This is a genomic window from Kitasatospora sp. NPDC038210 (assembly GCF_055600605.1).
On the sequence record NZ_JBVJYK010000013.1, the window covers coordinates 193,386 to 220,203 of the forward strand.

The following is a 26,818-nucleotide window of genomic DNA, read 5'->3' on the forward strand; positions in this document are numbered from 1 at the left end:
CAGCAGAGGATGAAAGAGGCTCAGTGAAATCCGCTTAACGGTCCACGCCTTTGCTGAGGATGAGCACGCCAGGGACGGTCAGCATCCGCGGCTGATCGGCGGAGACGATGTCAGGGCGAGGGCAGCGTTCCGCAGCTGGGCCGCCCAGGTCTGCTGGTCAAGCCCCGACGTGTACTCGATGCAGCAATCGCACTGCGGGATCAGCGCCACGAACGATTGCTCCGCCGCGGTCTCGACATCCGTCTCCCACCGATCGTCCGTCGCCAGGTCAGCGGGAGTTATCTCTCGATCGATGAATCTCGCCGCCATCCGGCGCAGAGCGTGGCGCCGCGCCAGGCCCCGATCCGGCAACCGGATCCCGGACTCGGCAAGTGCTTGCTCGAACGCGTCACGAACGTCGCGGGCATCCGCGTTGCGAGGCCAACCGGCGAGCTCGCACAATATCGGGGTGTCCAGTCCGGCTGCGAGCGCCTCAGCAGCGATCATCGGCAGATCTTCCGGGGGTATCTCATCCGCTCGATAACGGCACGCTACCTCACCCAGAGATGTGAGCCCACTCTGCATAGAGGTTTCCGGTTCCGGTGTCGTTCCTTCTGCTCTCATGACTCCTACGGTGTCAGGACCGTTTCCAGGGAAGGCACTCAGGGGCGGGCCCGCTCAGCACCTGCCCCGCGTGTTCGCCTGAACCCGGAAGCCGAACCCACGAGAACACGACCGTCCATCCTCGGGTTCCCGCGAAAAGACCTTCAGTTTCCGCGAACTCGCGGGCCTCTCGGGGCTTGAAACATCGGAACGGAAACTGGCGCTAAGCCCTGCCGGTCCGCTGGAGGGCGTTGACCTGGAGTTCTGGGGTGCCGGAGCCTTCCGCAGTCGTGTTGCGCTGCGGGTCTCACTGGGGAACCAGGACCCGGCATGGCCGACGGCTCACCTTGCCGAGTCCATCGAGGATCTTGCCGCACGAGGCCGCGGCGGCCGGGCGGCTGCGCACCGCGCTGTGGCGGCTCTCCGCCGGTCAGCAGCTCGTCGAGACGCGCAGCGAGGTGCTGGCGCTCGCCGCGACCGTCCGGGTCGACGTCCAACGGATGCTCACCGCCGCACTGGCACTGCGCGACGGCGTGGAGGCCGTCGAGCCGCCGCTGGCGCTGTTCACCCAGGACCTGCTGCCGAACTGGTACGAGAACTGGCTGGTGGTGGAACGGGAGCGGGTCCGGCAGGTCCGGCTGCACGCCCTGGAGACCCTCTCCGCCCGGATGAGCCGTCAGAAGCGCCACGTGGAGGCGGTCGACGCCGCCTTGGTCGCGGTCCTGGCCGAGCCGCTGCGGGAGAGCTCGCACCGGGCGGTGATCCGGGCGCACCTGGCCGAGGGCAACGTGGGAGAGGCCGTACGGCAGTACGAGACGTGCCGGACCGCCCTGCGTGAGCAGCTGGGTGTCGAGCCCAGCGCCGAACTCGCCGGGCTGCTGCCGCTGCGCAACCGCGTCCTGCCCGCCCGGCGGAGACCGGCGCCGACGCACTGAGCGGCGGCGCCGCGGGCCTGCGCAGGAGCCCGCATGCGCAGTGCCACGTACGGGATCTTGAGAGCACGAGCAGCCCGTGGCAGGCTCATGCCGCATGATCGATGACTTCGCGAAGGACAACCTGCACGGGAGACTCCGGCGGGACCGCAAGGCGCTGCTCTGGAAACTCGACGGCTTGTCCGAATACGACGCCCGCCGGCCTTTGACAGCGACCGGGACCAACCTCCTCGGCCTGGTGAAACACGTGGCCACCGTCGAGGCCAGGTACTTCGGCGAGGTCTTCGACCGCCCGTCCCCGGAACCGCTGCCCCGGTGGCAGGACCACTCCGCGGGCAGCGATCTGTGGGCCACCGAGGACGAGACCCGCGATCAGATCATCGGGTTCTACCAGCGCACATGGGAGCACTCGGACGCGACGATCAACGAGCTTCCCCTTGACACCCCCGGCCACGTGCCGTGGTGGTCGGAGCCATATCCGAACACCAACCTGTTCGCCGTCATGGTCCATGTCCTCAGCGAGTCCGTCCGGCACGCCGGGCACGCCGACATCCTGCGCGAGGGCCTCGACGGCCGGACCGGGTTGCGCGCCGAACACGAGAAGCAGATCGACGCTGAAGCCCGGGCAGCCTACTGCGCGAAGATCGAGCAGGCCGCCAGGTCGGCCGCACCGATCAAGGGATGAGACCGGCACCCAGCGGCGAGAGAAGTCCGGCCTCGACGGGGTCGCGCAGCGGATGGACCTGCGGTTTCCGAGGGCTGCCGTCGGTTCGTGAACAGGTGCCCCACTAGGCTGGGCCGGTCGGCCGGGTGGCCGCTCATGCCTGGGGGAGGGGTCGGAACGTGACCTTGCTGGAGAACGATCCGCGAGAGATCGGCGGGTACCTCCTGGAGGGCAGGCTCGGCGCGGGCGGGATGGGCGTGGTGTACCGCGCCCGGTCGGTGTCCGGGCGCCAGGTGGCGGTGAAGGTGATCCGGCCCGAGCTGGCCGCGGACGCCGAGTTCCGGGCCCGGTTCCGGCAGGAGGTCACGGCCGCGCGCAAGGTCAGCGGGGCGTTCACCGCACCCGTGCTCGACGCGGACGCCGACGCGCCGGCGCCCTGGCTGGCGACGCTCTTCATCGCCGGTCCCTCGCTGGGAGAACGGGTCGCCGGCCAGGGCCCGTTGACGCCGCCCGAGGTGCGCAGGCTGGCCGCCGGGCTCGCCGAGGCGCTGCGGGAGATCCACCGCGTCGGGCTGGTCCACCGCGACCTCAAGCCCGGCAACGTGCTGCTTGCCGAGGACGGCCCGCGCGTCATCGACTTCGGCATCGCCAAGGCAGCCGGCGAGACCCAGCTGACCAGCACCGGAGTGGCCGTCGGAACCCCGCCGTTCATGGCGCCCGAGCAGTACCGCAGCGGTACGGCGACGGCGGCCACGGACGTGTTCGCGCTGGGCTCGGTGCTCGCCTTCGCGGCCACCGGGCGCGGGCCGTTCGGCGCGGACTCCTCGCACGCGGTGGGGTTCCGGGTGGTGTACGAGGAGCCGGACCTGGCCGGGCTCGCGGCGGAGCTGCGTCCGCTCGTCGTTGCCTGCCTGACGAAGGACCCGGAGCAACGTCCCACGGTGGAGCAGCTGTTGGGGCTTGCTGCGCAGGTCGAGCGGGAACGGACGGTTCAGTTCCGGACCGGGCTGGTGACGCCGACGCCGACGGCCGCAGGTCCGGTGACGCCGACGCCGACGGTCCTGGCGGCTCCGCCCGCGGCGGTGACCACGCCGCCGGCCGCTCCGCCGGCCGGGGCGGCAGTGCCGACGGGCCCGGTCCCACCGGCCGTCCCCTCGTACATGGCGGCTCCCTCGCACCTGGCAACCCCCTCCACCCGCCCGTCCCTCGCCGACGCCGCCCCGCGCCCGCGGAGGCGCAAGGGTGTGCTGATCGGCTCGGCGGTGTCCGCGGTGGTCGTTGCCACGGCGGGCACCCTGGGCTTCCTCGCCTGGCAGAACCGCGTCCCGGACGAGCCCGGGTCCCACGGCTCGAAGCCCGGCCCGTCCTCCTCGGTGACGGCGACGGCTCCGACCGCCGCCTCCGCCTGCGGCCCCGACGGCAAGCAGGCGGTCGGCGCGGACGGACTGCAGGTCGCCCTCGTCAAGCAGTGGCAGGCGGATTACGCCAAGGAGTGCCCGGGTGCCGCGATCACCTTCAACGGCCCCGCGAGCGGCACCGTGATGGACCAGTACGCGACCTTCAAGTCCGACGGCGTCGCCCTGGATTCCCCGATGACGGCCGATCAGCGGGCCGTCGTCGGCCGCCACTGCCCCACCGGCTACGCCTCCCAGATCCCGGTCACCGTGCTGCCGATCGCCGTGGTCTACAACGCGCCCGGGTTGAAGGGGCTGGAGTTCGACGCCCCGACGCTCGCCAAGATCTTCACCGGCAAGATCACCAAGTGGAACGACCCGGCGATCAAGGCCCTCAACCCGATCTGGAACCTGCCGGACTCGCCGATCGACGCGCGGATCCCGAGCAACGAGTCGGCGGCCACCGCCATCTTCACCCAGTACCTCGCCAAGGCGGCGCCCGCCGACTTCCCGTACCAGCCCGGCCGGACGTGGCCCGACAAGTCGCGCCCCGCGTCCGGCACGAACGCGTCCGACCTGCCCGCCTATGTCGCCGGGGGCCAGTGGTCGATGTCCTTCGTGCCGCTCCCGGACGCCGGCGCCCTCCAGAAGGCCAAGGTGAAGTCCGGCAGCTCCCAGGCGGTGGAACTCACCCCCCGCTCCGCCGGCTTGATGGCCGCCGGGGGCTCGGTGCAGGGCACGGGCACCAACGTGACGGTCACGATCGACTACACGAAGCCCGGCTCGGGCAGCTACCCCATCGTCGACGTCGGCTACATCGGCTTCTGCGACCACGGCGGAGCCGACCGCGCCTTCGCCGGCACCGCCGTCCTGACGAACTTCCTGGCCCACGGACTGAGCACGACGGGCCAGGCCGCCGGCGAGAACCTCATGTACGGCCCGCTCCCGGAGGCCATGGCGAAGCGCGTGCTGGACTCCCTGGCCCCCCTGCGGGTGAAGCCCGGTAATTGATCGAGGAGCAGCCCTGCGCGGATCGAGCGTCACCGGGCAGGGCGCGGCGCTGGTCCCGGCGACGTGCGAGGCCAGCAGCGACGCGCGTAGTTGACCGTGGGCGAAGGCGCCGCACCGGCGCCGGTTGACCAGCAGAGCCGGACGCTCCGTCAGCACGCCCAGCGCTTCGAGCGAATCCTCGGGATGTCCGGCCGAGCCGACCGCCGGCAGCACAGCGGTCAACTCCTCAAGTGCACCCTCTTCCCGAGCCCGTGCCCCGAAGACCGCCCGCCGCACACCTTCCAGAGCATCCTTGCCCGGAGAAAGCTACGAAAGGGGCTGCGAGAGGGGCTGCTGACGACGGAAGAAGCAGTTCACGCCGTCATCCTGCCGGAGCCGACCGCCTTGCCGCTTCCCATGTACGACGCCATCGAGAGCCCCGCCCCGGGGCACCGCTTGGTGGTCCGGGGCGGGGCAGCATCGAGGTGTGACCTCCTCGCCCTTTCGAGGTGCCCGGGGTGGAAGGCATCAGGACGCCTCGCGGCTGTCAGGTCGCCTGGTCCTGGTACTGAGTTCGAGTCGAGGGCTGTTGCGTGGGCGTCGTGGCAGCGCAAGGATGTGCGGGCATGAGCGATCTCGACCCCGTAGCCCGGGTGACCCGCATCCGGCGGGTCGGGCCGGTCCCAGGGCACCGGGATCACGGTCGCTCGTGAGGCGTTCGGTCCGAACCCCGTGAACCCCCGTGAGCCTCTGGAGCTGCGAGGAACGCAGCCGCCTCGCCTGAGCGTGGACGGCTGTGTCCGTGAGATCACCATCCCGGCCCTTCTCTCGATCCGGAGGACACCATGACACCCAGGAGGTGCCGGCGGTGACGGCCCCCGAGCCGCCGCCGCGGCCGAGCGGCCGACGTCTGCTGCTCGGTGTCGCGTGGGACGTCGTCGTCCCGATCGCCCTGTACTACGGTCTGCGCGCCGCCGGCGTCAGTGTCTTCGTCGCGCTGCTGGCGGGCGCCTTCCTGCCCGCGCTCACCACGGCGGTGCAGTGGCTGCGCACCCGCAGCCTGGAGGGCATGGCGGGTTTCATCGCCGGAACCATGCTGCTCGGCGTTGCGGCCGCGCTGGTCAGCGGCAGTCCCCGGTTCCTGCTGGCCAAGGACGGTTGGCTGACCGCCGTGGCCGGGCTCTGGTTCCTGGTCTCGATCAGGGCCAGGCGCCCGCTGCTCTTCCACGGCGGCCGCCCCCTGCTGGAGGGTCGGTTCCGCTCCGACGGCACCTCCTGGGACGTGCTGTGGGAACGCGAGCCGGCCTTCCGCCGGATCTGGCGGGTCTCGACGGCGATCTGGGGTGTGGCGATGCTGCTCGACGCCGCCGTGCGGGTCGTGATGGCCTACACCCTGCCGGTGGACGTGGTACCCGGCCTCGGCGCGCTGCTCTGGCCGGTCACGCTGGTGCTGTTGCAAGTGGTGAACGGCATCTACTACGAGGTGGCCGGTCTCTGGCGGCTGACCGCCGGCACGGCCGGGCGCTCGCCGGCCGACCGGGACTGACGCCGATCACCGGGACGGCCGCCACCGGCGTGCTCCTCACCGGAAGGTGACGGCCTGCCTGCCGAGCGGACGGAACGCCGAGGTCCGGCTGTGGTGACGGCCGGGCCATGGGGCAGGATGGCAGTCCGTTCGGAATGCGCACATCCGTTCCGACGTGGCTGCGCACAACACGACCCGACAGGCGACAAGGTGACCAAACAGCACATACAGCGGCCGGCGACGGCCCGTTCCATCGACCTCCACGCCGCGGGGGCGGGACGGTGACCCGGGACCTGGTCCTGCACGACTGGGTGGTGGCCGGCATCGCGCTGACCTCCGGTTGTGTCGCCGGCCTGGTGCTGAGGACCCTGATGAAGTGGCTGGGCAAGCACGCGAGCAGGACGAAGTGGAGCGGGGACGACATCATCGTCGACGCACTGCGCACCATCGTCCCCTGGGCTGCCGTGATCGCCGGGGTCGCGGTGGCCGCTTCGGCCCTGCCGCTCACCGCGCGGATCGGGGGACTGGTCGACCAGTCGCTGACGGCCGTGCTCATCGTCATCGCAACGTTCAGCGCGGCCCGGGTCGTGGCCGGGCTGGTGCAGTCGGTGGCCGCGTCCCGGACCGGCGTCGCGGCGTCCGCGTCGATCTTCGTCAACATCACCCGGATCGTGGTGCTGTCGATGGGCGTCCTCGTGGCCCTGGAGACCCTCGGGGTGTCCATCGCCCCGCTGGTCACCGCCCTCGGCGTGGGCGGTCTCGCAGTCGCGCTGGCGTTGCAGGACACCCTCGCCAACCTCTTCGCGGGTGTGCACATCCTCGCCTCGAAGACGGTCCAGCCGGGTGACTACATCCGGCTCACCAGCGGGGAGGAGGGGTACGTCGTCGACATCAACTGGCGCAACAGCGTGGTGCGCAACCTGTCGAACAACCTGGTGATCATCCCCAACGGCCGCCTGGCGCGGACGAACATGACGAACTACTCCCAGCCCGAGCAGAAGCTGTCGATCCTGGTCCAGGTCGGGGTCGGCTACGACAGCGACCTGGAGCACGTGGAGCGGGTCACCCTCGACGTCGTCGACAGCGTGATGGCCGACATCAGCGGCGGCGTGCCCGACCACGCGGCCGCCGTCCGCTTCCACACCTTCGCGGACTCCAGGATCAACTTCACGGTCATCCTGGGCGTCGGCGAGTTCAGCGACCAGTACCGGATCAAGCACGAGTTCATCAAGCGCCTGCACCGCCGGTACCGGACGGAGGGCATCTCGATCCCCGCGCCCACGCGCACGGTCTCGCTCCGGCAGGACGGCGCGGACGCACCCTCGTCCCTCCCACCGGTGCCGCACCCGTGGGACGCGTCGTCCGAGGCGCTGACGGACCGACGGCGGTAGCCGGGCGCAGCGGCGCCACCCGGCGGACCGAGGCGAGGCGAGCAGCCCGTACACCGCGCACTCCATGAGAGGCGGCGCCGGCACGACCGTGCCGGCGCCGCCCGTCAGACGCGCCTGGCCCGGGCTCGGGCCCGGTGCTGTCAGCTGGTCCAGAACGACGACAGGTTCTGGTAGGTGCCGTGGTCGGCGATGGCGCCCTGGTAGGACAGCGAGTTGCCGTTCTGGGTGTCGATGACCACGAGCTGGTCGCCGCGGAAGAGGCGGTAGTCGCTGTAACCGAAGAACGTGGCGGCGTCGATGCCCCGCCTGAAGTCCTGCGGGACGTTGCTGTAGGTGCCGTGGTCGGCGATGGGGCCGTAGTAGGTGACCCGGTTGCCGTTCTCGGTGTCGATGACGACCAGCTGGTCGCCCTTGAAGAGCCGGTAGTCGTTCCGTCCGATGAGCGTGGTGGCGTCGATGCCCCGCTTGAAGTCCTCGGGGATGTTGCTGTAGGTGCCGTGGCCCGCGATGGCGCCCTGGTAGCTGATCTGGTTGCCGTTCTCGGTGTCGATGACCACGAGCTGGTCGCCGCGGAACAGGCGGTAGTCGCTGTAACCGAAGAACGTGGCGGCGTCGATGCCCAGCTTGAAGTCCTCCGGGAGGTTGCGATAGGTGCCGTGGTCTGCGAGCTTCCCGTCGAAGGTGACAGCGTTGCTCTTCTGGGTGTCGATGACAGCCAGGCGTCCCTGCTTGAACAGCCGGTAGTCGTTCCGTGCGATGAGCGTGGTGGCGTCCATGGGATGGTCCTTTCGCTGACGTTCGGTCGGACAGGCCGTCCCGTGCGCTGCGGTTGTGCGCTGCGGTTGTGCGGGACGGCCCGCTGCGTCGCCCTCTGGCCGATCGGATTCCGCATATGACAACGACAAGCAGCATCCACACAGTCACCCGCTGCTGTCGACAGTGCACCGCGCACTGAGAGCCGGAACCGGCCACAATCCCCAGACGACTCCTGCACCTCCGCGGGCGCCGGGGTCACGGCCGCGGCCCCGGATCCTCCGGGAGGACCGCGATTGGGCGTGGCCGTCGAATGACAGTACGCACGACGGGCTTCGGGACGGCGTCACCGTCAGTCGAGGGCGGCGGGCCCGCCGTCGGACGCTGCACGGCCCGTCGGCTCACCGTCCTGTTCGGCGCGGCCCTCCGGTGCGCCCAAGCCCCTGCGGACCGATTCCAGGATCGTCATGCCCTGGCCGACCAGGCCGGCGGCGATCTCACCCAAGCCGTCGGCGCCGCTGAGGACGTTGACATTGGCACCCGCCAGCCCGCCGGCCGCTTCCTTGACGATCTGCGGCAGCTGGTCGATCAGCATCCGGTCCAGCGCCACCCGGTCGTACGATGCCGCCGCCTCGGCCTGGATCTTCATCCGCTCCGCCTCGGCCGACGCCAGGACCCTGATCCGCTCGGCCTCGGCTTCGGCCGGCTTCACGACCTCGGCGATCAGCTGCTGCTGGCGCAGTTCGGCCGCGCGCTGCGCCAGATCGGTCTGCGCCGCCAGCACCTCCTGCTGCGCGTGGGCCAGCGCCAGGGGGCCGGCCTGGGCGGCCTGGGCCTGGGCCCGGTCCACTTCGGCGGTGAACTGCGCCTTCACGACCGCCGTCTCCCGGGCGTACTCGGCCTGCTTCCGGGCGGACTCCTGCTCCGCCTCCACCGCGGCCTGCGTCGCCTGTGCCTGGGCGATCTGCGCCTGGCGCTGGATGGCCGCCCGGTGCGGGGCCGACATCGCGGCGATGTAGCCGGTGTCACCGTCGTCGATCGACTGGATCTGGAGCGAATCGACGATCAGGCCGATCTTCGCCATCTCGGCCTTCGAGGTGTCGAGCACCTCGGTCGCGAGCTTCTGCCGCTCGGTGACGATCTCCTCGACCGTCATCGAGCCGATAATGGCGCGCAGGTGCCCGGCGAAGATCCGGCCGGTCAGCACGGACATCTGGTCCTGGTCGGAGAGGAAGCGCTGGCCGGCGTTGACGATGCTCTCAGTGTCGTTGCCGACTTTGAAGGCGATCACCGCCCGCGCCGTCAGTGCGATGCCCTGCTTGGTGACGCAGGTTTCGGCGACCTCGGCCTCGCACATCGCCAGGGTCAGGAAGCGGACCTTGCGGAAGATCTGCAGCACGAACGCCCCGTGCCCGGTCACCACGCGGAACGGCGCTCCCGAAAGGCCCCGTCTTCCGCCGGAGATCAACATCGCCTGGTCGGGGGCGGGAACGCGGTAACCGAACATCCTGGTCGCCTCCTCAGCGAAGCCCGTCGGCAAGGTCGGACCCCGGACTGCCGGTGGGGTCGGTCCACTCCATGACATCGACCTGGCGAGAACCACGCGATTCGATCACCAGGACGGACGTTCCCACGGGCAGGGGCTCCTCCGACCAGGCGAGGAAGCTCTCCGAACCGCCCCTGATCCTCACAAGGACCTCGCCGGGGCCGGCAGCTCCCCGCGTACCGATCACCAGCACGCCGGGGCAACCGATCACGGCCTCGTCCGACACCATCGGCGGCCGCCCCTTTCACGTGTCGCACGTCGCGCGACCATGTTGACACCACCGCCCGCCCGCAGCGGGCAGGCGCGCGGCCGGGTCACCGTACCGGAGCAGCCCTGACAGGCCCGCCCGCTGGAGCGGCGGCCCGACGGCCACAGTCCGGCCCCGGACCCTGGTGACCCTGCCGTCAGCGAAGGGCAGCCGCAGCGGCGAGGTCCGTTCTCGTGGTGGTAGCGGACGCCGGCATGCAGGGGCGTGGTCGGCGGTGTCGCGGCTGGAGATGCCCGATGAGCCCGGAGAGCCGCGCCGGTCCCTGGACACCTCCGCTGAGGGACTGGTGCAAGCCACCCCCCGGGTCCGGCAGCTCGCCACGAGCACCACCCCCGCGGCACACCTGCGATGGTGCCCACGGACGGACAGGGGCAGGCTGAGAAGTGCACCGGCGGCGGACCACCGATCACGTGCCGCCGTACGGATCGCGACGGCGCTGCGCAAGCCCCCGCCCACTCCATGGAGGTCACCCATGGCCGATCCAGCTGCTCCCCACCCGGCCGGCCCGATCGTGGTCGGCACGGACGGTTCACCCCAAGCCAAGCGGGCCGTGGCCTTCGCGCTCCGCGAGGCCCGACTGCGCGCCACCGGCCTGCGTGCCGTCTGCGCGTACGAGTACACTCCCACCCGGCACTCCGGCTTCGAATGGACGGCCGCTGCCGACCCCGACGCCGGCCCCATCCCGCAGCAGCGCGATCTCGTCACGCAGGCCGTGGCCGACTCCGTCAGGGAACTGCAGGAGCAGCTCGGCGGACCGCCCCTGGAGGTGGAGATCGTCTGCGAACCCGGCCGCCCGGCGGAGGTCCTCCTCGCGGCGAGCAAGGACGCCGGCCTGCTCGTGGTCGGCTCCCGGGGGTCCGGCGCGTGGGGACGCCTCGCCCTCGGCTCGACCAGTACCGAAGTCGTCCACCACGCCCGCCTCCCGGTGGTCGTCGTCCCGGCGGAACACGACACCGCACCCTCCTGAGCACCACGGCCCACGAGGATGGGTGCTCGCGCCGATCGACACGACCAACGGCCTGCCCTCGATGCTCGGCCACGCCCTGACCCAGCTGACCACCATCGGCGTACGCCGCCCGGTGCGCTCCAGCGCCGACCCCGCCACCGGCGCCCACGACGTCGAGGCCTACGCCCTCACCCACTGCCGTGATCAGACTGGAATCGCTGCCGAGCCACGAGAGGAGAGCCTCACCGAGGCAGTGCTCGCCCCCTCGGAGCGCGAAGCGGTGGAATCCGACAGCTCGGATGAGACCGGCTGGGAATCCGCGGGCTTCAGTGCGACAGGACACGGGGTTCGCTCGGCATTCAGCGACACAGGGTGCGCAGGGTGGCCAGGCAGTCCGCGGCCCGGCGCTGCGGGTCGGTGTCGGTGCTGGCCCAGGCGATCCGGGCGTCCGGCCGGATGAGCACCGCAGTGACGTCCCGCCAGATTGCTTGCGCTGCTTCGGTGTTGACGGTTCCTGCTCGCTGCTCCAGGCCGTCCGTCGGGCACGGCGTCCGAGTCCCGCCGAGGTCCAGCAGCAGCGGTCGGCCGTGGTGCATCAACGGGTGGGCGGTGGGCGCACCGGCCGGGGTGTTCAGAGCGAGGCCGGCCAGCCGGGTGCCGTTCAGCGGGTGCCCGCCGGGCTCGGTGTCGGCCGGTATCGGGTCGTCGAAGCCGGCGATCCGGCGGGCCCACTGGTGATTGGTGCGTGGTTCGGTGAGTGCGGCGGACCAGACCTCGCGCAGGGCGATCTGCTCCGGGTTCGCCGCCGCGAACAGGGCGAGCTGCGCGCGGGTGTTGTCGATGACGGCGCGGCCGGCCGGCCTGCGCTCCGTTTCGTAGCTGTCGAGCAGTCCGTCGGGCGCCCGGCCCTGGAGGGTGGCGGCCAGCTTCCAGCCCAGGTTGGTGGCGTCCTGGATGCCGAGGTTCATGCCCTGCCCGCCGGCCGGGAAGAACATGTGCGCCGCGTCCCCGGCCACCAGCACCCGTCCGGCCCGGTACCGCGCGGCCTGGCGGGTGGCGTTGCCGTAGCGCGAGAGCCACCGGGGGTTGCGGATGCCCAGGTCCCGTCCCAGCAGTGCGCGGGTCTGCTCGCGCACCTCGTCCAGGGTCAGCGGTTCGCCGGTGCCGTGGTGCATGGTGGCCGTGGAGAGGCCCGCCAGGCGGTGGACGCCGTCGCCGATCGGCGCCGCCAGGAACGAGCCGGCCGGCCCGGTGGCGGAGAGCGGCCCGGTGGGCGGATCGTCGAGTTCGACGTCGGCGAGCCACCCGGTCATGGTGGTGTCCTGACCGGGGAAGTCGATGCCGGCGGCCTGGCGCACGGCGCTGCGGGTGCCGTCGCACCCCACGACCCAGCGGGCCCGCACGGTCCGGTGGGTGCCGTCGGCCCGGATCACCACCTCGACGGCGTCCGGCCCCTGCGTGAGCGAGACGACCTCCTCCCCGCGCAGCACCCGGGCGCCCACGGCGACCGCGTGCTCCTCCAGGAGCTGTTCGGTGACGGACTGGCCGAGAGCCAGCATGAAGGGGTGCACCGCCCCGGTCGTGGAGAAGTACAGCCGGGTGGTCGCCGCGCCGAAGTGGCCGGTCGGCACCGGGGTGCCGCGTTCGATGAACCGCTCCGCGAGGCCGCGGGTGGCGAAGGTGTCCAGCGTGCCGGCCTGCATGCCGATTGCGCGCGACCGTCCGTCCGGTGCCGCCCGGCGTTCCACGACGGTCACCTCCACCCCGTGCAGGCGCAACTCCGCGGCGAGCCAGAGCCCCACCGGGCCTGCCCCGGCGATGAGCACGTCGAGCATGACAACCACTTCCTCTCACTTTTCGAGCGGGCTTTCGAACGATGCGCCGGTACGACGGCGGGCCGGGCACCGGGCGTGGTGCCCGGCCGTTGTCGGGGTGGTTCAGCGGGCGCTGCCGAGGTTTCGGTCGCCGTCGGTGCCCTGGAGCATGAGGGTGGTCTCCTCTATGCGGCGGAAGCGGCCGTCGGGGGCGAACTCGCCGAAGAGGTAGACCTCCATGCGGACGGTGGTTCCGTCGGTCTTGACGACGGTCATGGTGTGGCGGTCGGCGTAGCGGTTGCCGGCGGTGAGTTCGTCGTGGACCTCGACGGAGCCGTCGGCGACGACGGTGCGCAGGTGGGCGATGTGGTCGAGGAACTCGGCGCGGTCGGCCCACTCGCCGTCGGTGCGCTGGCGGTAGTCGGGGGCGAAGTGCCGGTCGGCGGCTTCGTCGAGGTCGAGGCCGGGGGTGAGGAGCAGGTCGGTGAGGGCGGCGCGGACGTCGGTGTGGGTCACGGGGATTCCTTGGGTTGGGTGCGGGGGTGTCCCGCTGTGGGTCGAGCAAAGATACGTGCCTGAAGCACGCTTATGACTGTAGCGAAAAAGCGTGCTCGATGCACGCAAAATCTGGAGCGGTCAGGGACCCGGCAGAACACGACGCCCCGCCCGTGCCGCGCCCGGGGTGTCCGCAAGGATCGGGCCAGCATCCGTACCTGAGGGCGCTGGACGCTCGTGGCCGTGATGATGATCAGGTGAGCCAGGCCAGGATCGATCAGTTTCGACAGTCCGGAATCGACACCGAACACCGGCGGGGGCGGGGGCGGGAGGGCAGTGGCGACTCGGTCCACCAGGACGACAGCGGCAGCACCGGAAGCATCGTCGTGACCGTGAACCCCCGATCGGACCGCCACAGCACAACCGACGGACCCACCACCACCGAGGGCCCCGGCCCCTCCCCCGGCCGGGGCCCACCGGCCCCCTGACGATCCACTGCCGTCAAAGGTGTCGGAGCAGAGCCTGGAGGGGGGCGGGGACGCGGTCCGGGTCGAGGGCCTCGGTCAGGAGACGGCCGTAGCGGATCTTGCGGCCCTTCTTCGTGCCCAGGAAGCGGCGCATCTGCCGGTGCGCCGGCCGGTCCTGCTGGGCAGGCTGGCGGACGAAGATGCGCCAGGCCGGGAGGTCGCCCTCGGCCCGGACGATCTCCTCGACCCGTGGCACGCCCAGCGCGCGGATGAGTTCGTCCTCCAGGTCCGCCGCACAGACGAAGATGCCGTCCAGCGGCTCGCCGGCCCGTTCGAAGCCGCGTTGGTAGAAGCCCTGTTCGCCCTCGTCGCACAGCCCGACGAGGCGCAGGCCCAGCCCCGTCGGCCCGAGCAGGCCGGCGAACCGGCCGACGTTCATCGCCCCGCCCATCGAAACGACGCACACGCCCCGGGACTCCGGGTCTCGGCCGTGGCGCGCGGCCAGCACCTCGACGGCCGCGACATCACTCGGCCCCTCCAGCAGCACCGCCGTCCTTACCCGCAGTCGCCCGGCCAACTCGTCCGCGGGCCCACCCGGCCCTCCCGCCGCCCAGTTGGTGATCGCATCCCGGAACGCCCGCATGTGCGTCATACGGCGATTCTGCTCGGCCCGACGCGAGAGGGCACGGAGTTTTCGCTCCGCTGTGAGCAGAGGAAGAGACGGCCTGCCGTCCGGGGCGGCGGGCGGCCTTGTTGTTGCGGGACGTTCGCGTTCCGGCCCAAGTGGTGGGCCGTGAAGGTGGAGTCGACGTGGAACTGCGCCTCGGCCCTGCGGCAGGCCGGGGCGTAACGGAGTTCCGCGAAGCCGACGTCCGCACCCCGCCAGGTTCGGACGTCCTACGTTTCTCAGCTGCCGGTGCAGGAGCACGTGGCCGTGGACGTGGCCAAGTGGGGGGCCTCGCGGGACGGTGTCGAACCGTCATTAAGAACCTGCGGTGCCACCAGGCCAGTTCGGATGACGCCTGTGGTTCGTGATGGGTTCGCTGCAGCAACTCCGCGTCCAGATCGTCGACCCGCGCTCGTAGTTCGCCTGAGGCCCGGGGCGGAAGCATGAAGACAGCCTCTTCGAGCTTGTCGCGGGCCCATCGTTCGCCGCAGCAGGGGCAGGTGACTTCGGCCTCCCATGGCTTCCGGCGTCGCTTGGTCCCGTGGACTCGGGCGGACCACGCGCTCATGGCCGTGGCGACGATGCCGGGTGTCATCCGGTCGCGCTCCGAGCGGCGGATGGCTGCGTTTGTCGGTCCTGACACACATGGGACATCGCGGTAGCGCACCCATGGGCTACTCCATGATCGTTCGCGTGATCGAAGTGACGCCGGGGTTCTATGCGGCATGGACCCTTCGGGTGCGGTTCCGGTGCTGTCGAAGGATGTGGTCGATCGGCGCCCGCAGGGCCGGTGAGGTCAGTTCCAGGTCACGGTTGTCGCGCCCAGCGAGCATGTGGTCGAGCCAGCGTTCGTACCAGGCCAGGAAGTCAGTGGCCGACGAGACGTTGGGGCCCCGGAAGCCGTCAGCGTTTCCGCTGACGACACGGCCCGTCAGGGGACCGGTGATACCGAGAAGCACCAGGTCGGTGCACCCTGCCTCGATGATGTGCAGGAACAGGTCACCTCGGTGAGGCCGGCGGTCTGCGAACGTGAACCCCCGGGGGCGGCCGCGCTCGCCTCGGGGGTCCATCGTGAACAGGCGGCATGACTGCAACGGCAGCAGGCCGTAGAAAGGCGATGTTCCGCCCCCGCCCAGTGCGGTCAGGAAACTGCGGTAGGAATCCGGCAGTTCGATGTGGTGGTCGGTCTCGAACTCGGCGACCTTCGCGTCCGGCAGTGGGGGTTCGAGACGGAACCGGTGCTTCTCTTCCCCGAAGGAATGGCTTCGCAGCACAGCGTAGGGCGCCTTGGCGAGTTTGTGTCGGATGCGGATGATCCGGGAGTCCATGGGAACTCTTCTCTCTGTCCTCCCGCAAGGTACCTGCTCACTAGCCGGAGTGTCACCAGTGTGATCAGCTGCCTGCGTGCCCAGCCGGATCCTGGCCGGGCAGGCCGACGGCCACGCGGCCGGACGCGAGAGAAGTCGAGGCCGACCGCGGGCGCAGAGGGCGCCCCACTTCAGCGGCGCGGTTCCCGGCGCCGACCCGGGGGGATCGCTTGGTGCACAGGCCCGGCCAGCGCCGCGCCGGCCCGGGCCAAGCGATCTCCCGGCAGGGCGAAGTCGGGCCATCATGCCGCGCTGCACTCCGGCTGACGGAGCCGGCCCGCTGCGACGCGATCCTTGCAGGACAGCCCTTGATCAAGCAGCGGAGTCCTCCGAGCCGGTCCCGAGGAAGTGGCGGCAAATCCGGTGGACAGTGTCGGGATACTGCCGTCATGGCCGTCACCCAGCAACTTGCCCGAGTCACGGCGGAGTACCTCGCCGCCTGCCGCCGGTCAGCCGCGGCATCGCCCGACGGAAACCATCACTGGGATCCGCCGTCCGTGGACTGTCTGGATTTGGACTGGGCGCCCTCCATGCTGGAGCGTGCCTGCGAACTGACGGGGCTCGACGCCGTCCGCCTGGAGGCGCTCAAGCGCGCGACCGATGGTGACGGCGGCATCGATCTGGACTTCCTCGACGCGGGCCCGCACGCGATCGCCTTCTTCAGCAACTCCGCTCCGACTGCCCTCGTTCCGGAGGCAGTTGCCGAGGTGTCGGCGCTGCTCGAAGGGATCGACATGCAGGCGGTCCTCCGGTCGGTCCTGGACAGCGGCGCGGGGTCCACGCTCGGCTACGGGTTCATCGGCGATCCGACGGAGTACCTGCTGGGCCACTTCGGTGCGCTGTGTGACTTCTACGCGGAGGCGGCCCGGAGGGGTCTGCTCGTCGTGCTGTGGTGGGACTGAGCCATGAGCCAGTAGGCCTTTTCGATCAGCCGATCGACGGGGCGGCGCTCACTCGCCCTCGGTGTCGGCGCCGGCTTCCCAGGCGGCCGTGACGCAGCCCTCTTCCCAGTGCCACCAGCCCTTCGCCTCGCCGTGTTCGAGCAGCTTGCGAATCTGCTGGATGTCCGCTTCCGGCGGCACCTTCAGTGCGACCATCCTGAACTGTTCGATGCCTTCGCCCGTGGTGCCGAGCCGGTGGAAGGTCTCCAGCACGGTCTGCCGGGCCGCAGCGGATCCTCCGTCCTTCCGGACGATCAAACGGATGGTGCAGTTCTCGGAGGGGTGAACGGTCTCCCCGGCCCAGCGCAGGCCGTCTTCGTCGACGTCGACGCGAATGACATCGCCGCTCGCGATGCCACGGACGAACCACGGGGTGTTGTCGAGGCGCACCGTTCCGTCGCCGAGGTCCACGGCCCACAGGCTCTCCACGCTTGCGGGCGGCCAGCCGTCCTCGTCGATCTCCATCCGGAAGTAGACCTTCACGTGGGTGTCGCTGATGTTCGTCACCGCGTCATCATCCACGGGGACCGGCGGGCACGGAGCCTTGGGGCCACGGGAAGCGACCGGCCGTACCGGTCCGACGGCCGCCGTGGGGTGCAGCCGGACGGCGGGACGACGGCAGCGGGCCGCCCATCGACATTGCGGCGGCCCGCCGCATGTCGCGTCACGGTGGTGGCGCGGGGCGGCGGGCACAAGCAGCGTCAGCGTGCGAACTTCTCCTTGGCCGCCGGGGTGACGGGGGTGAAGAAGTTGACGAGGTTGCCGTCGGGGTCGCGGACCAGCAGCGACCGGTTGCCCCAGGGCATCGTGGTGGGCCCGGCGACGACGTCGGTGACGAAGCCGGTCAGGTCCCGGTGGACGCGGTCGACGTCGTCGACGAGGAACTCGGTGATCACGCTGTGGTTGTCCGCCGGGCGGGCGGAGCCCGGGGCGAACAGCGGGACGGTGCGGGTGCCGGCTATCGCGAGGGTGGCGCCCGCGGTCTTGAGTTCGGCGAAGTCCTCGGTGGCCCACGCCGCCTGCGCCCCCGTGGCCCGTTCATAGAACTCCACGAGGCGCGCTACGTCGCTGGTGATGATGCGGATCGAGACGAATTCCATGGGGATCTCCTTGGCTGTGCTGAAGGCGTGCACGTCGCAGGCTAGGAGAAATAGTGGACAGAACCGGTCCTCTTTCGGCGCTGCATTCGCGCTATGTTGTGCGCATGTCCCGACCCACCGGCCGCGTGCTGACACTCCTGGAGCTGCTGCAGTCGGGCGGCACCCGTACGGTCGCGGAACTCGCCGACCGGCTCGGCGTCGAAGGACGCACCGTGCGGCGGTACGTGGACCAGCTGATCGATCTGGACGTGCCCGTGGAATCGGTGCGCGGCCGGTACGGCGGGTACCGGCTCGCCCCCGGGTACCGGCTGCCCCCGCTCATGCTCAGCGACGACGAGGCCCTGGCCGTGCTGCTCGGCCTGGTCGCCGGCCGCCGGGCCGGGCTGATGACGACGCACCGCACGGCGAACGAGACGGCTTCGGCCAAGATCCGGCGGGTGCTGCCCAGGCACACCGCCCGCCGGCTCGACGCACTCCTGGATTCCCTCGCCTTCACGGACCAGCCAGGCGATTCGGACAACCCGGACGCCGACGTCCTGCTCACCCTCGCCGATGCGGTCAGCAACCGCCGCCCGGTGTCGATCCGTTACACCGACCGCGACGGACGGCGCAGCGAGCGCACGCTGCACGCGTACGGGATCGTCAACCATGAGGGCCGGTGGTACGTCACGGGCACGGACGTCCGGATCGGCGAGGACCGGACCTTCCGGCTCGACCGCATCGCGGACGCGCGGACCCTGCCCGGCGCGTTCGAAGCACCGCCGGGTCCCGATCCGGCACAGCGGGTGTTGTCGGGGTTCGCCACGGCCGAGTACCGGCACGAGGTGACCTTGCGGATCCACGGGACCGTCGAGCAGATCCGCGCCCGTCTTCCCGCCAGCGTCGCGACCCTGGCGGAGTACGGGCCCGCGACGGGCGAGGACCCGGCAACCGAGCGCTGGCTGCGCGTCGAGCTGCGGGCGGAGCGGCTCGACTGGCTGCCGCCGACACTCGCCGCACTCGACCGGCCGTTCGTCATCGAGCGCCCGGACGAACTGCGCGACCTCGTCGTCGAGTTCGCCGATCGCCTCGCGTCCCGTGCCCGCGCCGAGCACGAGGTCGGGCGGGCTCCCGCTCCCTGATCTCGCTCCCTGATCCGCTTCAGGCAGGCCGTGTGCGCGGGCGGTCGGCCAGCGGTCGGCTATATTCACGCAGCCGTCGAAGATCACGGGCCGCTGCGCGGCGTACCAGGGGGAGATCAGCCGATGCCGAGCGCCAGCGACCAGCCGGACGACGGCCGTCCGCAGCAGAGCGGTCCCGCACCGGCGACGGATCCGCCCTCTGGCCCCGGTCCGGGCCCGGGCCCGGACAAGGGCGCCGCGCCGCGCGCAGGCGGGTGGAACGGCTACGCGATCACCTCGCTGGTGGCCGGCGTCTTCGGTGTCGCGTGCTTCCTCTGGGCCGTGGGGCTCGGCTTCGGCATCGCGGCCCTTCGCGCCATCCCCCGGCGCGGCCAGCGGGGGCGCGGCCTGGCGATCGCCGGTATCGCCCTGTCCGGGCTGTGGGCACTGCTGTTTGCGGTCGGTGCCGGGCTGGGCCTGGCGGGGTACTCCGTCGTCCCGCTGCTGACCGGACGAACCGCTCCCCCCGTACCGCCGTCGACCGAGCGTGCCGCCGACCCCTCCGGCGCGGCCGGGCACCCCGCCGTCCCCTCCGGCACGCTGAGCGTGTTCGGCCTGCGTACCGGTGACTGCTTCGCAACCCTCGACGCCTCGAACCGCACCACCGTACGACCGGTGCCCTGCGCGCAGCCTCACGTCGGCGAGGTCTTCGCCGTGGTGACCGCGGACGACTCCTTCTACCCGGGACCGTACCCGCTCCAGCGCGAGGCGACCGCTGCCTGCGAACCGCGGCGGAACGACTACGCGATGGACACCTGGGCTGTCCCCCGTTCCGTGCGCGTCCATGAGTACCTGCCGGACGCGCGGGCCTGGGACGGCTCGGGGCACCGGATCGTCTGCTGGCTCGCCGACGACAACGGCGAGCAGACGGGCTCGCTGCGCCGGGACGGGACGAACCTGACAGCGGAGCAGGTCGCCTACCTCCGGGTCGCGGACCGCGTGGAGGGCGAACTGGCCGCCCCGCCCGGCAAGATGGCCGCCAACGCGGATCCGACGATCGCACGACCGTGGGAGTACCGCTTGTCGAGCGCCCTCGACGCGGAGCTCACAGCGCTGGATTCGACCCCCTGGAGCGACCAGGTCCGGCAGCCGGCAGCGGACCTGAAGGCCGAACTCGCCCGGATGCTCCCGGCACTGGCGGCGCTGCGGACCGCCTCCGACGGCACCAGCGCCCAGCAGTACGTGACGGAGGCGCGCAGCCACGGAGCGCATGAGCAGGCAGCGGCCGTCCGGGCCGCGCTCGGTCTCGCCACCGAGTAGCGCCGGGGAAGGCGGTCCCGGCCCTACCGCGGCCCTCGCACCGATTCCGGTGTCCCGTTGCAGAGTTCAGGAAGTCGTCCTCGCGTCGGGCTGTCCGGGGTTCCCCGTCTCCTGTCCGGCCGTCGGGGACGGGTCGCCGGGCTGCGTGCCCTGGCGCCGTGGCCGTCGGGGGCCGGCGAGGGTGCGGTTGTCCGCGTAGTGCCAGATGTCCGCCCGGCGGTACCGGCGGCGCATGAACCCACTGGGGAGTTGCTCCTCCTGGGCGGGCTGCGGCCAGTTCCGCGGGGGCTTCTTGGGGTAGTGGGTGATGCTGGTGGGCTCGACGCCGAGGATGCGGGCGGCCTGGGAGAGGGTGACGAGGTCGTCGGGGTTGCCGGAGCGGTCGACGTCGAGTTCCCTGCGCTGGGCGCGCCGGCGGTAGTCGGCGTACCACGCGTCCCATTCGTCGGCGTCCCAGTAGGTCGTCTGCCGTATGTTCTTGACCGGTTCGGGGTGGCCGTTCTCCTCGCGCAGGGACCACATCCGGTCGAGGGTCCCGCGGGCCAGACCGTGCCTGGCAGCCAGCTCGGCGCGTGATTCCAGGTCTCGGGTGTCTCCCCGCTCCCGGTACCAGCGGTCCCACTCCTCGCGGTCCCAGACCAGTTCGCGGCCGACCGTGCCGACGGCCTCGGGGTGGCCGGTCAGGCTGCGGTTGCGGTGCCACTTCTCCAACGGGGACAGGGTCATCCCGTACCTGTCCATCAGATCGCGCCGTGTGTAGACCTCACGGCCGTCCAGCGTCGTCACACCGTGCTCCTGGTTGCTCCGGGCCGGGCGCACCCGATGGCTCGGGGCGCCCGCGATGGGCTGCGTCGTTTCCTGGAAGGGCTGCAAGGGCCTTCGGTCGGGAGGCGCACCGGGCGGGTCGGTGGCCTGCCGGCGTGTTCCCACCGGCGCCACCCGCTCCCCTCCCCGGCAGGAAGCCATTCGCCGTGTCGAATACTGCCTGATCCCTCGGCGGTTCTCCAGAGCCGGAGCCTTCATCGATCGCCGATCCCGAGCACCTGATCGACCCCTCGGGTCGAACTCGCGGTGCCGGTCGTCAGGTTGGGGCGGACCAACCGGGTCCGGCCCCCGGGACGATCCGCCCCCGGGATGATCCGCCCCGGGGATGATCCGCCTCCGGCGGGGAAGGGACCGGCCATGGACACCACCGGCAACCCCGCACCGATCTCCCTCGTCACCGGCGCCAACCGCGGCATCGGCCGCGAAACCGCACGCCAACTCGCCGAACTCGGGCACACCGTGCTGCTCTGCGCCCGCGACCCGAAGGCCGCCGAGGACGCCGCCGCCGACCTCTCCCGCAGCCCCGGCGGGCGCGGTACCGTCCTGCCCCGCACCCTCGACGTCACCGACGCGGCCGGCGTCCGCGAACTCGCCCGCTCCGTCGAGGCCGAGTTCGGCCGCCTCGACGTCCTGGTCAACAACGCCGCGACCAACTACGACACCGGGCGCCGCGCCGTCTCCGTCGACCTCGGCGAGGTCCGCCGCACCATGGAGACCAACCTGTACGGCGCGTGGCAGGTGGCCCAGGCGTTCGTTCCGCTGCTCCGCCGCTCCGCCCACCCGCGGATCGTCAACGTCTCCAGCGAGAGCGGATCGCTCACCTCGATGGGCGGCGGGACCCCGTCGTACAGCGTCTCCAAGGCGGCCCTCAACGCCCTCACCCGCACCCTCGCCGGAGAACTCCGCACCGACGGCGTCCTGGTCAACGCGGTCTGCCCCGGCTGGGTCGCCACCGACATGGGCGGCGCCGGCGGCGCTCCTGTCGCCACCGGCGCTGCCGGTGTCCTCTGGGCCGCCACCCTCCCGGACAACGGCCCCACCGGCGGCTTCTTCCGGCACGGCCGCCCCCTCGCCTGGTGAATCCCGCCCGCCCGGCGTCCCACGATGCGGTCGCGCGGGCCCGAGACCCGGCAGCCGTGGCAGCCGCGGAAGCTGTCACAGCTGCGGCAGCTGCGGCAGCTCCGGCTGCTCCGGCAGCGCCCGGACCTCGCCCGTGCCCAGCTCGACCGTGAACCGGGCCCGCATCGGGCCGTCGCCCCGGCGGGAGAGGAGGGTGAGTTCGCCGACCCGTGCCGAGGTGGTGCCCAGGAGGGCGGCCAGTCGGAGCGCGAGCCGGCGAGGGTCCCGGGTCCGCCCCAAGGACAGGTGGGGTGTGAAGTCGCCCGCCCGACCCCGGCAGCGGGGGAAGCGATCCACCAGCGCCCCGTGGAGCGCCTGCCACGGGCCGGGGCCGTCGCCCGCCGGGTCGAGCCAGACCGTGGCGTCGTGGCGGTGGCGGAACTGACGCACTCCGTGCAGGCGAGCGGTGAACGGGTCGTGCTCGGCCGCGGCGGCGCCCAGCAGCGGGAGCGCGGGCCCGAAGTCCGCCTCCGGGACGAAACCGAACAGCACGTTGACGTGCGGCGGCCAGCGGCGGATCTGCGGATCGTGCTCCTCCCGGATCCGCTGGACGGCCTGCCACAGGTCCGCCGGCGGCAACCAGGCGAGCGCCGTCCGCGGAGTCGGTCCCACGTCCAGGACGCCCGGCACCTCGATCGGGTGTCTGTCCACCCCTCCATGGTCACCGCTCCTGCGGGCCCGCGACCACCGTCTCGATCCACGAACGGGATCCCGGCAACCGGTCGGGGTCAGTTCTCGGCGAGGATGTGGGACAGCTTCCCTTCGAAGTCGACGTGACGGTGTTCGGTGCCGGGCGGCACCGCGGCCTCCGTCCGCTTGAGGAACGACCGGAGCGCCCGGGCCGGGGCCTCCAGCAGGGCTTCTCCTTCCGGCGGGCTCAGCGCGATGCAGACCACTCCTTGCCCGTGACTGCGCGACGGCCACACCCGGACGGCGCCGGTACCGGCGGGTCGCTGCAGCCCCTCCGCGAGGAGGTCCCGGGCGGAACACCCACTCCACGGTCTCGTCGGCGCCCGTGTGGAACGTCGCGTGCACGGCGTAGGGGTCGGCGGTGTCGTAGCGCAGGCCCGCGGGGACGGGCAGTGAGGACTTGTCGGACACGATGAGGCGCAGGTGCAGCTCGCAGCTGACCGTGGTGCTCACGAGCGGGACGCCCCGTGGAGCTGCCGAAGGACGCCGTGGCGCGCGCTTCGCCCACACCGGCTTTCCGATCCCCGCTCGGTCACCCGGAGGGGAGGACTCCTCGACGCGCCGGCTTCCGGAGCCGGCCGCCGCTTCCCGGGCCGCCGCATGGACCCGCCCGACGGTCGACGGCGGCAGGGGCCTGGCGAGAGCGGCTCGGACCTCGGGAGCGCCCAGGCTGGAGGCCTCCAGGAGCGCCGCGAACCCGTCGTCGCCGTAGTCGTCCGACACGTTGTGGTCGGTTCCCCCGGGAACGCCGCCGCGTTCGGTCATCGGACTCCCCCTTCCCCGAGTTCGAGCGTGCGGACCGTGTCCCGCCAGTGACGACGTGCGGACGAACCCGGCGACGGCGGACTCCTCGGAGACCTGCCGCCGTTCGTCCCTGCACCACCCGGTCACGATCTTGTTGGCCGGCACCGGCCTCCCGGAGGCCTTCGCCAGACGGAAGATCTCTCCGGAGAAGGTCCAGGAACCCATGACCTGAACGCCGTACTGCATCAGCTTCTCGGCGTAGCTCGTGGGGCAGCCTCCTACAGCTCCTTCGAGGCCGCCCGAGGGGACGGCCGCACCGGACACCGCGAGGAGCGCCCGTGAACACCCCCAGCGCCGAAGCCCGCCCCCGCCTCCGGCCCCGCCCTCGTCTCCGGACGCGGTACACCTCCGCCGGCCGGCGGCTGCCGCGGCCCGACCTGCGCTGGGCGCCGGTCTCCCCCATCGCAACCGCGGCACTGATCAGCTCCAGGACCCCGCACGACCACTACCTGATCGCCGCCGTTGTTCTGCTCAGCGTCACCGCCCAGGTCTGCGACACACTCAGGGCCATCCACGCCGCCAGGCCCGACGCCTGACCCCAACGGCCGGAGGACGCCGAGCAGTTGTACGGAGCATTGCCCGCCGGCACGGCGGGGTCGAGGCCGAGTCCGAGCCCGCGCCCACCCCCCGACAGCCGTCCCGCACTCCGGTCGGCGGGTGTCCACGCTTCGATCGGACCGGTCCGAGGACTTGATCATGACGGGTGGTCGGGGACAGGATCTCCCCCGGTCAATTCACAACGGGGGAGCCGAGATGTCCGAGGGCCGGTCGGTCAGTCGTGGGCTGAGACAGCGCCACATCGCCATGATCGCGTTGGGCGGTGCGATCGGAGCCGGGCTGTTCGTCGGCTCCGGTGTCGGGATCGCCGCGGCGGGGCCCGGGATCGTGGTGTCGTACGCGGTGGCCGGGGTCCTCACGGTGCTGGTCATGCGGATGCTCGGGGAGATGTCCGCCACCCACCCCGGCTCCGGGTCGTTCGCCGCGCACGCCACCCGCGCCTGGGGGCCGTGGGCCGGGCTGCTGGCCGGCTGGATGTACTGGGCGCTGCTGGTGGTGAGCGTGGCCGCGGAGGCGATCGGGGCGTCCCGGATCGTGGCGGGATGGCTGCCGCAGGTGCCGGCCTGGGTGTGGGTGGCGGCGTTCATGGCGCTGTTCACCGGGACGAACCTGGCGGGTGTGCGGCACTTCGGCGAGCTGGAGTTCTGGTTCGCCGGGGTGAAGGTCGCCTCGATCTGCGCGTTCATCCTGCTCGGCGCCGCCGCCGTGCTCACCGGCCGGACACCTGCCGCGGAGAACCTGACCGCGCACGGCGGCCTGCTGCCGCACGGCTGGCACGGGGTCGCGGTGGGCACCATCGCGGCGGTGTTCGCGTACGGCGGGCTGGAGACGGTGACCATCGCCGCCGCCGAGTGCGAGGACCCGGTGGGCGCGGTGCGCCGGGCGGTGCGCACGGTGCTGTGGCGGGTGGCGCTGTTCTACATCGGCTCGATGGCGGTGATCGTCGCCGTGGTGCCGTGGGACGACCCCGCGGTCGCCGACGGCCCGTACGCGGCGGCGATCGGCCGGATCGGGGTGCCGGGCGCGGCGCAGCTGATGAACGCCGTCGTGCTGGTGGCCCTGCTGTCGGCGATGAACGCCAACATCTACGGCTCCTCGCGAATGCTGCACGCCCTCGCCGCCCGCGGCGACGCCCCGCGCCTGCTCACTCGCGGCGGCCGGCCGGCCGAACGCGTCGGCGGCTCGGCCGACGCGCCCGGCGCCTCCACCGCCCCGACCGGCACCGGCCGCGCCGTGCTCGCCTCGGCCGCGTTCGGCTTCGCGTCGGTGGTGCTCAGCCTGGTGTGGCCACGGACCGTCTTCCCGTTCCTGCTGAACTCGATCGGAGCGGCGATCCTGGTGGTCTGGATCCTGATCGCCGCCTCCCACCTACGGCTTCACGGCCGGCAGCGGCACACGGACGCGCGGGAGCGGCACGGGCCGGAGCAGGAGTGCGGGCCGGAGCAGGAGTGCGGGCCGCAGCCGGCGGCCCCGAGGCGGGGCCTGCCGCTCCTGGGCGGCTGCCTGGCGCTGGCGGCGATGGCCGGGGTGCTGGTGTTCATGCTGGTCGACCCGGGCAGCCGCAGCCAGGTGCTCTGCACCGGCGCGTGGACGGCGGTACTGCTGCTGGTGGCCGGGCTGCGGCGGCGCCGTCGCCGCCCGGACGCCGGTCCGGCCGCCGTACCGACGGCCGCTGCTCCGACCGTGACGGGCGCTCCGGCCGCCGGGCCCGCCGTCGCCGTGGTCACTGCTCCCGTGTGTACCGCGCCAGGAACAGGTCGACCCCGGAGATGATCATCCGGTGCAGCTCGGCCTCGTCCAGTTCGGCGTCCGGGCTGAACGTCCGCACCAGCTGCGGCACGCCCACGGTGCAGGCGACCAGTTGCTGCACGGCCAGCGCCGGATCCTCCACCGCGAGCACTCCGCGGCGGTCCAGTTCGGCGAAGGCCTCGACCAGCGGGCCGTTGTTCATGTCGTAGCTGACCCGGTACCAGAGCTGGCCGAGCTGCGGGAAGCGGTCGATCTCGCCGATCACCAGCCGGCGCAGCGACATGATGTCGGGGCGCAGCAGGATGCGGGTCCAGTCGAGGGTGAGCGTGATGAGCGCGGAGCGCAGGTCGTCGGCCTCGGCGATGGTGGAGTTCCACGGCTTGAGGTCTTCGTAGGTGGTGGGCAGTATGCCGCCGATCACCGCGAGGAAGAGCCGTTCCTTGTTCCCGAAGTGCTTGTAGATGGTTGCCTTCGAGACGCCGGACCGCGCGGTGATGGCGTCCATCGAGGCGGCGGAGTAGCCCTCCTTGAGGAATTCGGCCAGCGCGGCGTCGATGATCGCCTGCCGGCGCCGCTGGGCGGCGTCGACCGGGCTCGGGATGATCGGGATGCCGAACTCGTCGATCGGCTGGGGGCTGTCGGCGGCCATCGGCGCGCTCCTCGGGGTACTCGGGGGAGACGGTACGGGCCAGTATAGGAAACTGAACGGTTCGGTCCTACGTCTGGCGCTTGGCGCCCGTCCCGGACGCGACCCGGGCGGCGCTCCGGCCGGCGTGCGGGAGAACCGGCAGCACCCGGCCGGCCCCCGGCG

General features: G+C 71.7%; 25 protein-coding genes and 1 pseudogene. 12 read left to right on the forward strand and 14 right to left on the reverse strand.

The window, feature by feature from the left end:
- Positions 1-78: 78 nt before the first annotated feature.
- Positions 79-486, reverse strand: a complete 408-nt coding sequence (locus tag ACZ7KX_RS26075; protein WP_470328573.1) for a hypothetical protein — start codon at positions 484-486, stop codon at positions 79-81.
- 464 nt (positions 487-950) lie between these two features.
- Between ACZ7KX_RS26075 and ACZ7KX_RS26080 the strand changes: the two genes are divergently transcribed.
- The 5 genes from ACZ7KX_RS26080 (at position 951) to ACZ7KX_RS26100 (ending at position 7,478) form a co-directional block, all read left to right on the forward strand.
- A complete protein-coding gene (locus ACZ7KX_RS26080; protein ID WP_470328574.1) occupies positions 951-1,517 on the forward strand; it encodes an AfsR/SARP family transcriptional regulator in 567 nt (188 codons plus the stop codon).
- Between the two features lie 94 nt (positions 1,518-1,611).
- Positions 1,612-2,199 carry a DinB family protein gene (locus ACZ7KX_RS26085; RefSeq protein ID WP_470328575.1) on the forward strand — a complete coding sequence of 196 codons (588 nt, stop codon included), beginning with the start codon at positions 1,612-1,614 and terminating at the stop codon, positions 2,197-2,199.
- Between the two features lie 158 nt (positions 2,200-2,357).
- Positions 2,358-4,583 carry a serine/threonine-protein kinase gene (locus ACZ7KX_RS26090; RefSeq protein WP_470328576.1) on the forward strand — a complete coding sequence of 742 codons (2,226 nt, stop codon included), beginning with the start codon at positions 2,358-2,360 and terminating at the stop codon, positions 4,581-4,583.
- 847 nt (positions 4,584-5,430) lie between these two features.
- Complete coding sequence (locus tag ACZ7KX_RS26095) at positions 5,431-6,108, forward strand: VC0807 family protein (protein ID WP_470328577.1); 678 nt, start codon at positions 5,431-5,433, stop codon at positions 6,106-6,108.
- Positions 6,109-6,368: 260 nt separating this feature from the next.
- Complete coding sequence (locus tag ACZ7KX_RS26100; protein ID WP_470328578.1) at positions 6,369-7,478, forward strand: mechanosensitive ion channel family protein; 1,110 nt, start codon at positions 6,369-6,371, stop codon at positions 7,476-7,478.
- A gap of 140 nt (positions 7,479-7,618) precedes the next feature.
- Here ACZ7KX_RS26100 and ACZ7KX_RS26105 read toward each other — a convergent pair whose 3' ends face one another.
- From ACZ7KX_RS26105 to ACZ7KX_RS26115, 3 genes are all read right to left on the reverse strand, one after another.
- Entirely contained in the window at positions 7,619-8,254 is a 636-nt protein-coding gene (locus tag ACZ7KX_RS26105) for a hypothetical protein (RefSeq protein ID WP_470328579.1), read from the reverse strand.
- 329 nt (positions 8,255-8,583) lie between these two features.
- A complete protein-coding gene (locus ACZ7KX_RS26110; protein WP_470328580.1) occupies positions 8,584-9,738 on the reverse strand; it encodes an SPFH domain-containing protein in 1,155 nt (384 codons plus the stop codon).
- 13 nt (positions 9,739-9,751) lie between these two features.
- Positions 9,752-10,006: a hypothetical protein gene (locus tag ACZ7KX_RS26115; RefSeq protein WP_470328581.1), complete on the reverse strand. Its 255-nt coding sequence runs from the start codon at positions 10,004-10,006 to the stop codon at positions 9,752-9,754.
- A 511-nt stretch (positions 10,007-10,517) separates the two neighbouring features.
- Here ACZ7KX_RS26115 and ACZ7KX_RS26120 point away from each other — a divergent pair.
- On the forward strand, positions 10,518-11,012 hold the full coding sequence (locus tag ACZ7KX_RS26120; protein WP_470328582.1) for a universal stress protein: 495 nt from the start codon (positions 10,518-10,520) through the stop codon (positions 11,010-11,012).
- A 338-nt stretch (positions 11,013-11,350) separates the two neighbouring features.
- Here ACZ7KX_RS26120 and ACZ7KX_RS26125 read toward each other — a convergent pair whose 3' ends face one another.
- The 4 genes from ACZ7KX_RS26125 to ACZ7KX_RS26140 form a co-directional block, all read right to left on the reverse strand.
- Positions 11,351-12,826 carry an FAD-dependent monooxygenase gene (locus tag ACZ7KX_RS26125; RefSeq protein WP_470328583.1) on the reverse strand — a complete coding sequence of 492 codons (1,476 nt, stop codon included), beginning with the start codon at positions 12,824-12,826 and terminating at the stop codon, positions 11,351-11,353.
- Positions 12,827-12,928: 102 nt separating this feature from the next.
- Entirely contained in the window at positions 12,929-13,321 is a 393-nt protein-coding gene (locus ACZ7KX_RS26130) for a nuclear transport factor 2 family protein (protein ID WP_470328584.1), read from the reverse strand.
- A 480-nt stretch (positions 13,322-13,801) separates the two neighbouring features.
- On the reverse strand, positions 13,802-14,419 hold the full coding sequence (locus ACZ7KX_RS26135) for a TOPRIM nucleotidyl transferase/hydrolase domain-containing protein (protein WP_470328585.1): 618 nt from the start codon (positions 14,417-14,419) through the stop codon (positions 13,802-13,804).
- A gap of 731 nt (positions 14,420-15,150) precedes the next feature.
- The gene (locus tag ACZ7KX_RS26140; RefSeq protein WP_470328586.1) at positions 15,151-15,762 is read right to left on the reverse strand and encodes an SMI1/KNR4 family protein; all 612 of its coding nucleotides are present in this window, start codon (positions 15,760-15,762) and stop codon (positions 15,151-15,153) included.
- Positions 15,763-16,190: 428 nt separating this feature from the next.
- Here ACZ7KX_RS26140 and ACZ7KX_RS26145 point away from each other — a divergent pair, with 428 nt between their 5' ends.
- On the forward strand, positions 16,191-16,703 hold the full coding sequence (locus ACZ7KX_RS26145; RefSeq protein ID WP_470328587.1) for a DUF1877 domain-containing protein: 513 nt from the start codon (positions 16,191-16,193) through the stop codon (positions 16,701-16,703).
- Positions 16,704-16,751: 48 nt separating this feature from the next.
- On the opposite strand, the gene ACZ7KX_RS26150 is transcribed toward ACZ7KX_RS26145, so the two are convergent.
- On the reverse strand, positions 16,752-17,249 hold the full coding sequence (locus tag ACZ7KX_RS26150; RefSeq protein WP_470328588.1) for a DUF4265 domain-containing protein: 498 nt from the start codon (positions 17,247-17,249) through the stop codon (positions 16,752-16,754).
- Positions 17,250-17,443: 194 nt separating this feature from the next.
- A complete protein-coding gene (locus ACZ7KX_RS26155; RefSeq protein ID WP_470328589.1) occupies positions 17,444-17,842 on the reverse strand; it encodes a VOC family protein in 399 nt (132 codons plus the stop codon).
- A gap of 104 nt (positions 17,843-17,946) precedes the next feature.
- Here ACZ7KX_RS26155 and ACZ7KX_RS26160 point away from each other — a divergent pair, with 104 nt between their 5' ends.
- Both ACZ7KX_RS26160 and ACZ7KX_RS26165 read left to right on the forward strand, forming a co-directional pair.
- A complete protein-coding gene (locus ACZ7KX_RS26160; protein WP_470328590.1) occupies positions 17,947-18,963 on the forward strand; it encodes a helix-turn-helix transcriptional regulator in 1,017 nt (338 codons plus the stop codon).
- 123 nt (positions 18,964-19,086) lie between these two features.
- Positions 19,087-20,262: a DUF4190 domain-containing protein gene (locus ACZ7KX_RS26165; protein WP_470328591.1), complete on the forward strand. Its 1,176-nt coding sequence runs from the start codon at positions 19,087-19,089 to the stop codon at positions 20,260-20,262.
- 66 nt (positions 20,263-20,328) lie between these two features.
- Here ACZ7KX_RS26165 and ACZ7KX_RS26170 read toward each other — a convergent pair whose 3' ends face one another.
- Positions 20,329-21,048 carry a hypothetical protein gene (locus ACZ7KX_RS26170; protein WP_470328592.1) on the reverse strand — a complete coding sequence of 240 codons (720 nt, stop codon included), beginning with the start codon at positions 21,046-21,048 and terminating at the stop codon, positions 20,329-20,331.
- Positions 21,049-21,444: 396 nt separating this feature from the next.
- Between ACZ7KX_RS26170 and ACZ7KX_RS26175 the strand changes: the two genes are divergently transcribed.
- The gene (locus ACZ7KX_RS26175) at positions 21,445-22,167 is read left to right on the forward strand and encodes an SDR family NAD(P)-dependent oxidoreductase (RefSeq protein WP_470328593.1); all 723 of its coding nucleotides are present in this window, start codon (positions 21,445-21,447) and stop codon (positions 22,165-22,167) included.
- 75 nt (positions 22,168-22,242) lie between these two features.
- On the opposite strand, the gene ACZ7KX_RS26180 is transcribed toward ACZ7KX_RS26175, so the two are convergent.
- A complete protein-coding gene (locus ACZ7KX_RS26180; RefSeq protein WP_470328594.1) occupies positions 22,243-22,857 on the reverse strand; it encodes a 2'-5' RNA ligase family protein in 615 nt (204 codons plus the stop codon).
- Between the two features lie 77 nt (positions 22,858-22,934).
- Positions 22,935-23,349 (reverse strand): annotated as a pseudogene (locus tag ACZ7KX_RS26185) (SsgA family sporulation/cell division regulator).
- A gap of 629 nt (positions 23,350-23,978) precedes the next feature.
- Here ACZ7KX_RS26185 and ACZ7KX_RS26190 point away from each other — a divergent pair.
- Together ACZ7KX_RS26190 and ACZ7KX_RS26195 are read left to right on the forward strand one after the other, a co-directional pair.
- Positions 23,979-24,236: a hypothetical protein gene (locus ACZ7KX_RS26190; RefSeq protein WP_470328595.1), complete on the forward strand. Its 258-nt coding sequence runs from the start codon at positions 23,979-23,981 to the stop codon at positions 24,234-24,236.
- 217 nt (positions 24,237-24,453) lie between these two features.
- Positions 24,454-26,031 carry an amino acid permease gene (locus ACZ7KX_RS26195; RefSeq protein ID WP_470328596.1) on the forward strand — a complete coding sequence of 526 codons (1,578 nt, stop codon included), beginning with the start codon at positions 24,454-24,456 and terminating at the stop codon, positions 26,029-26,031.
- Here ACZ7KX_RS26195 and ACZ7KX_RS26200 read toward each other — a convergent pair.
- On the reverse strand, positions 25,982-26,656 hold the full coding sequence (locus tag ACZ7KX_RS26200) for a TetR/AcrR family transcriptional regulator (protein ID WP_470328597.1): 675 nt from the start codon (positions 26,654-26,656) through the stop codon (positions 25,982-25,984). The two genes, ACZ7KX_RS26195 and ACZ7KX_RS26200, sit on opposite strands and share 50 nt — an antisense overlap.
- Between the last annotated feature and the right edge of the window lie 162 nt (positions 26,657-26,818).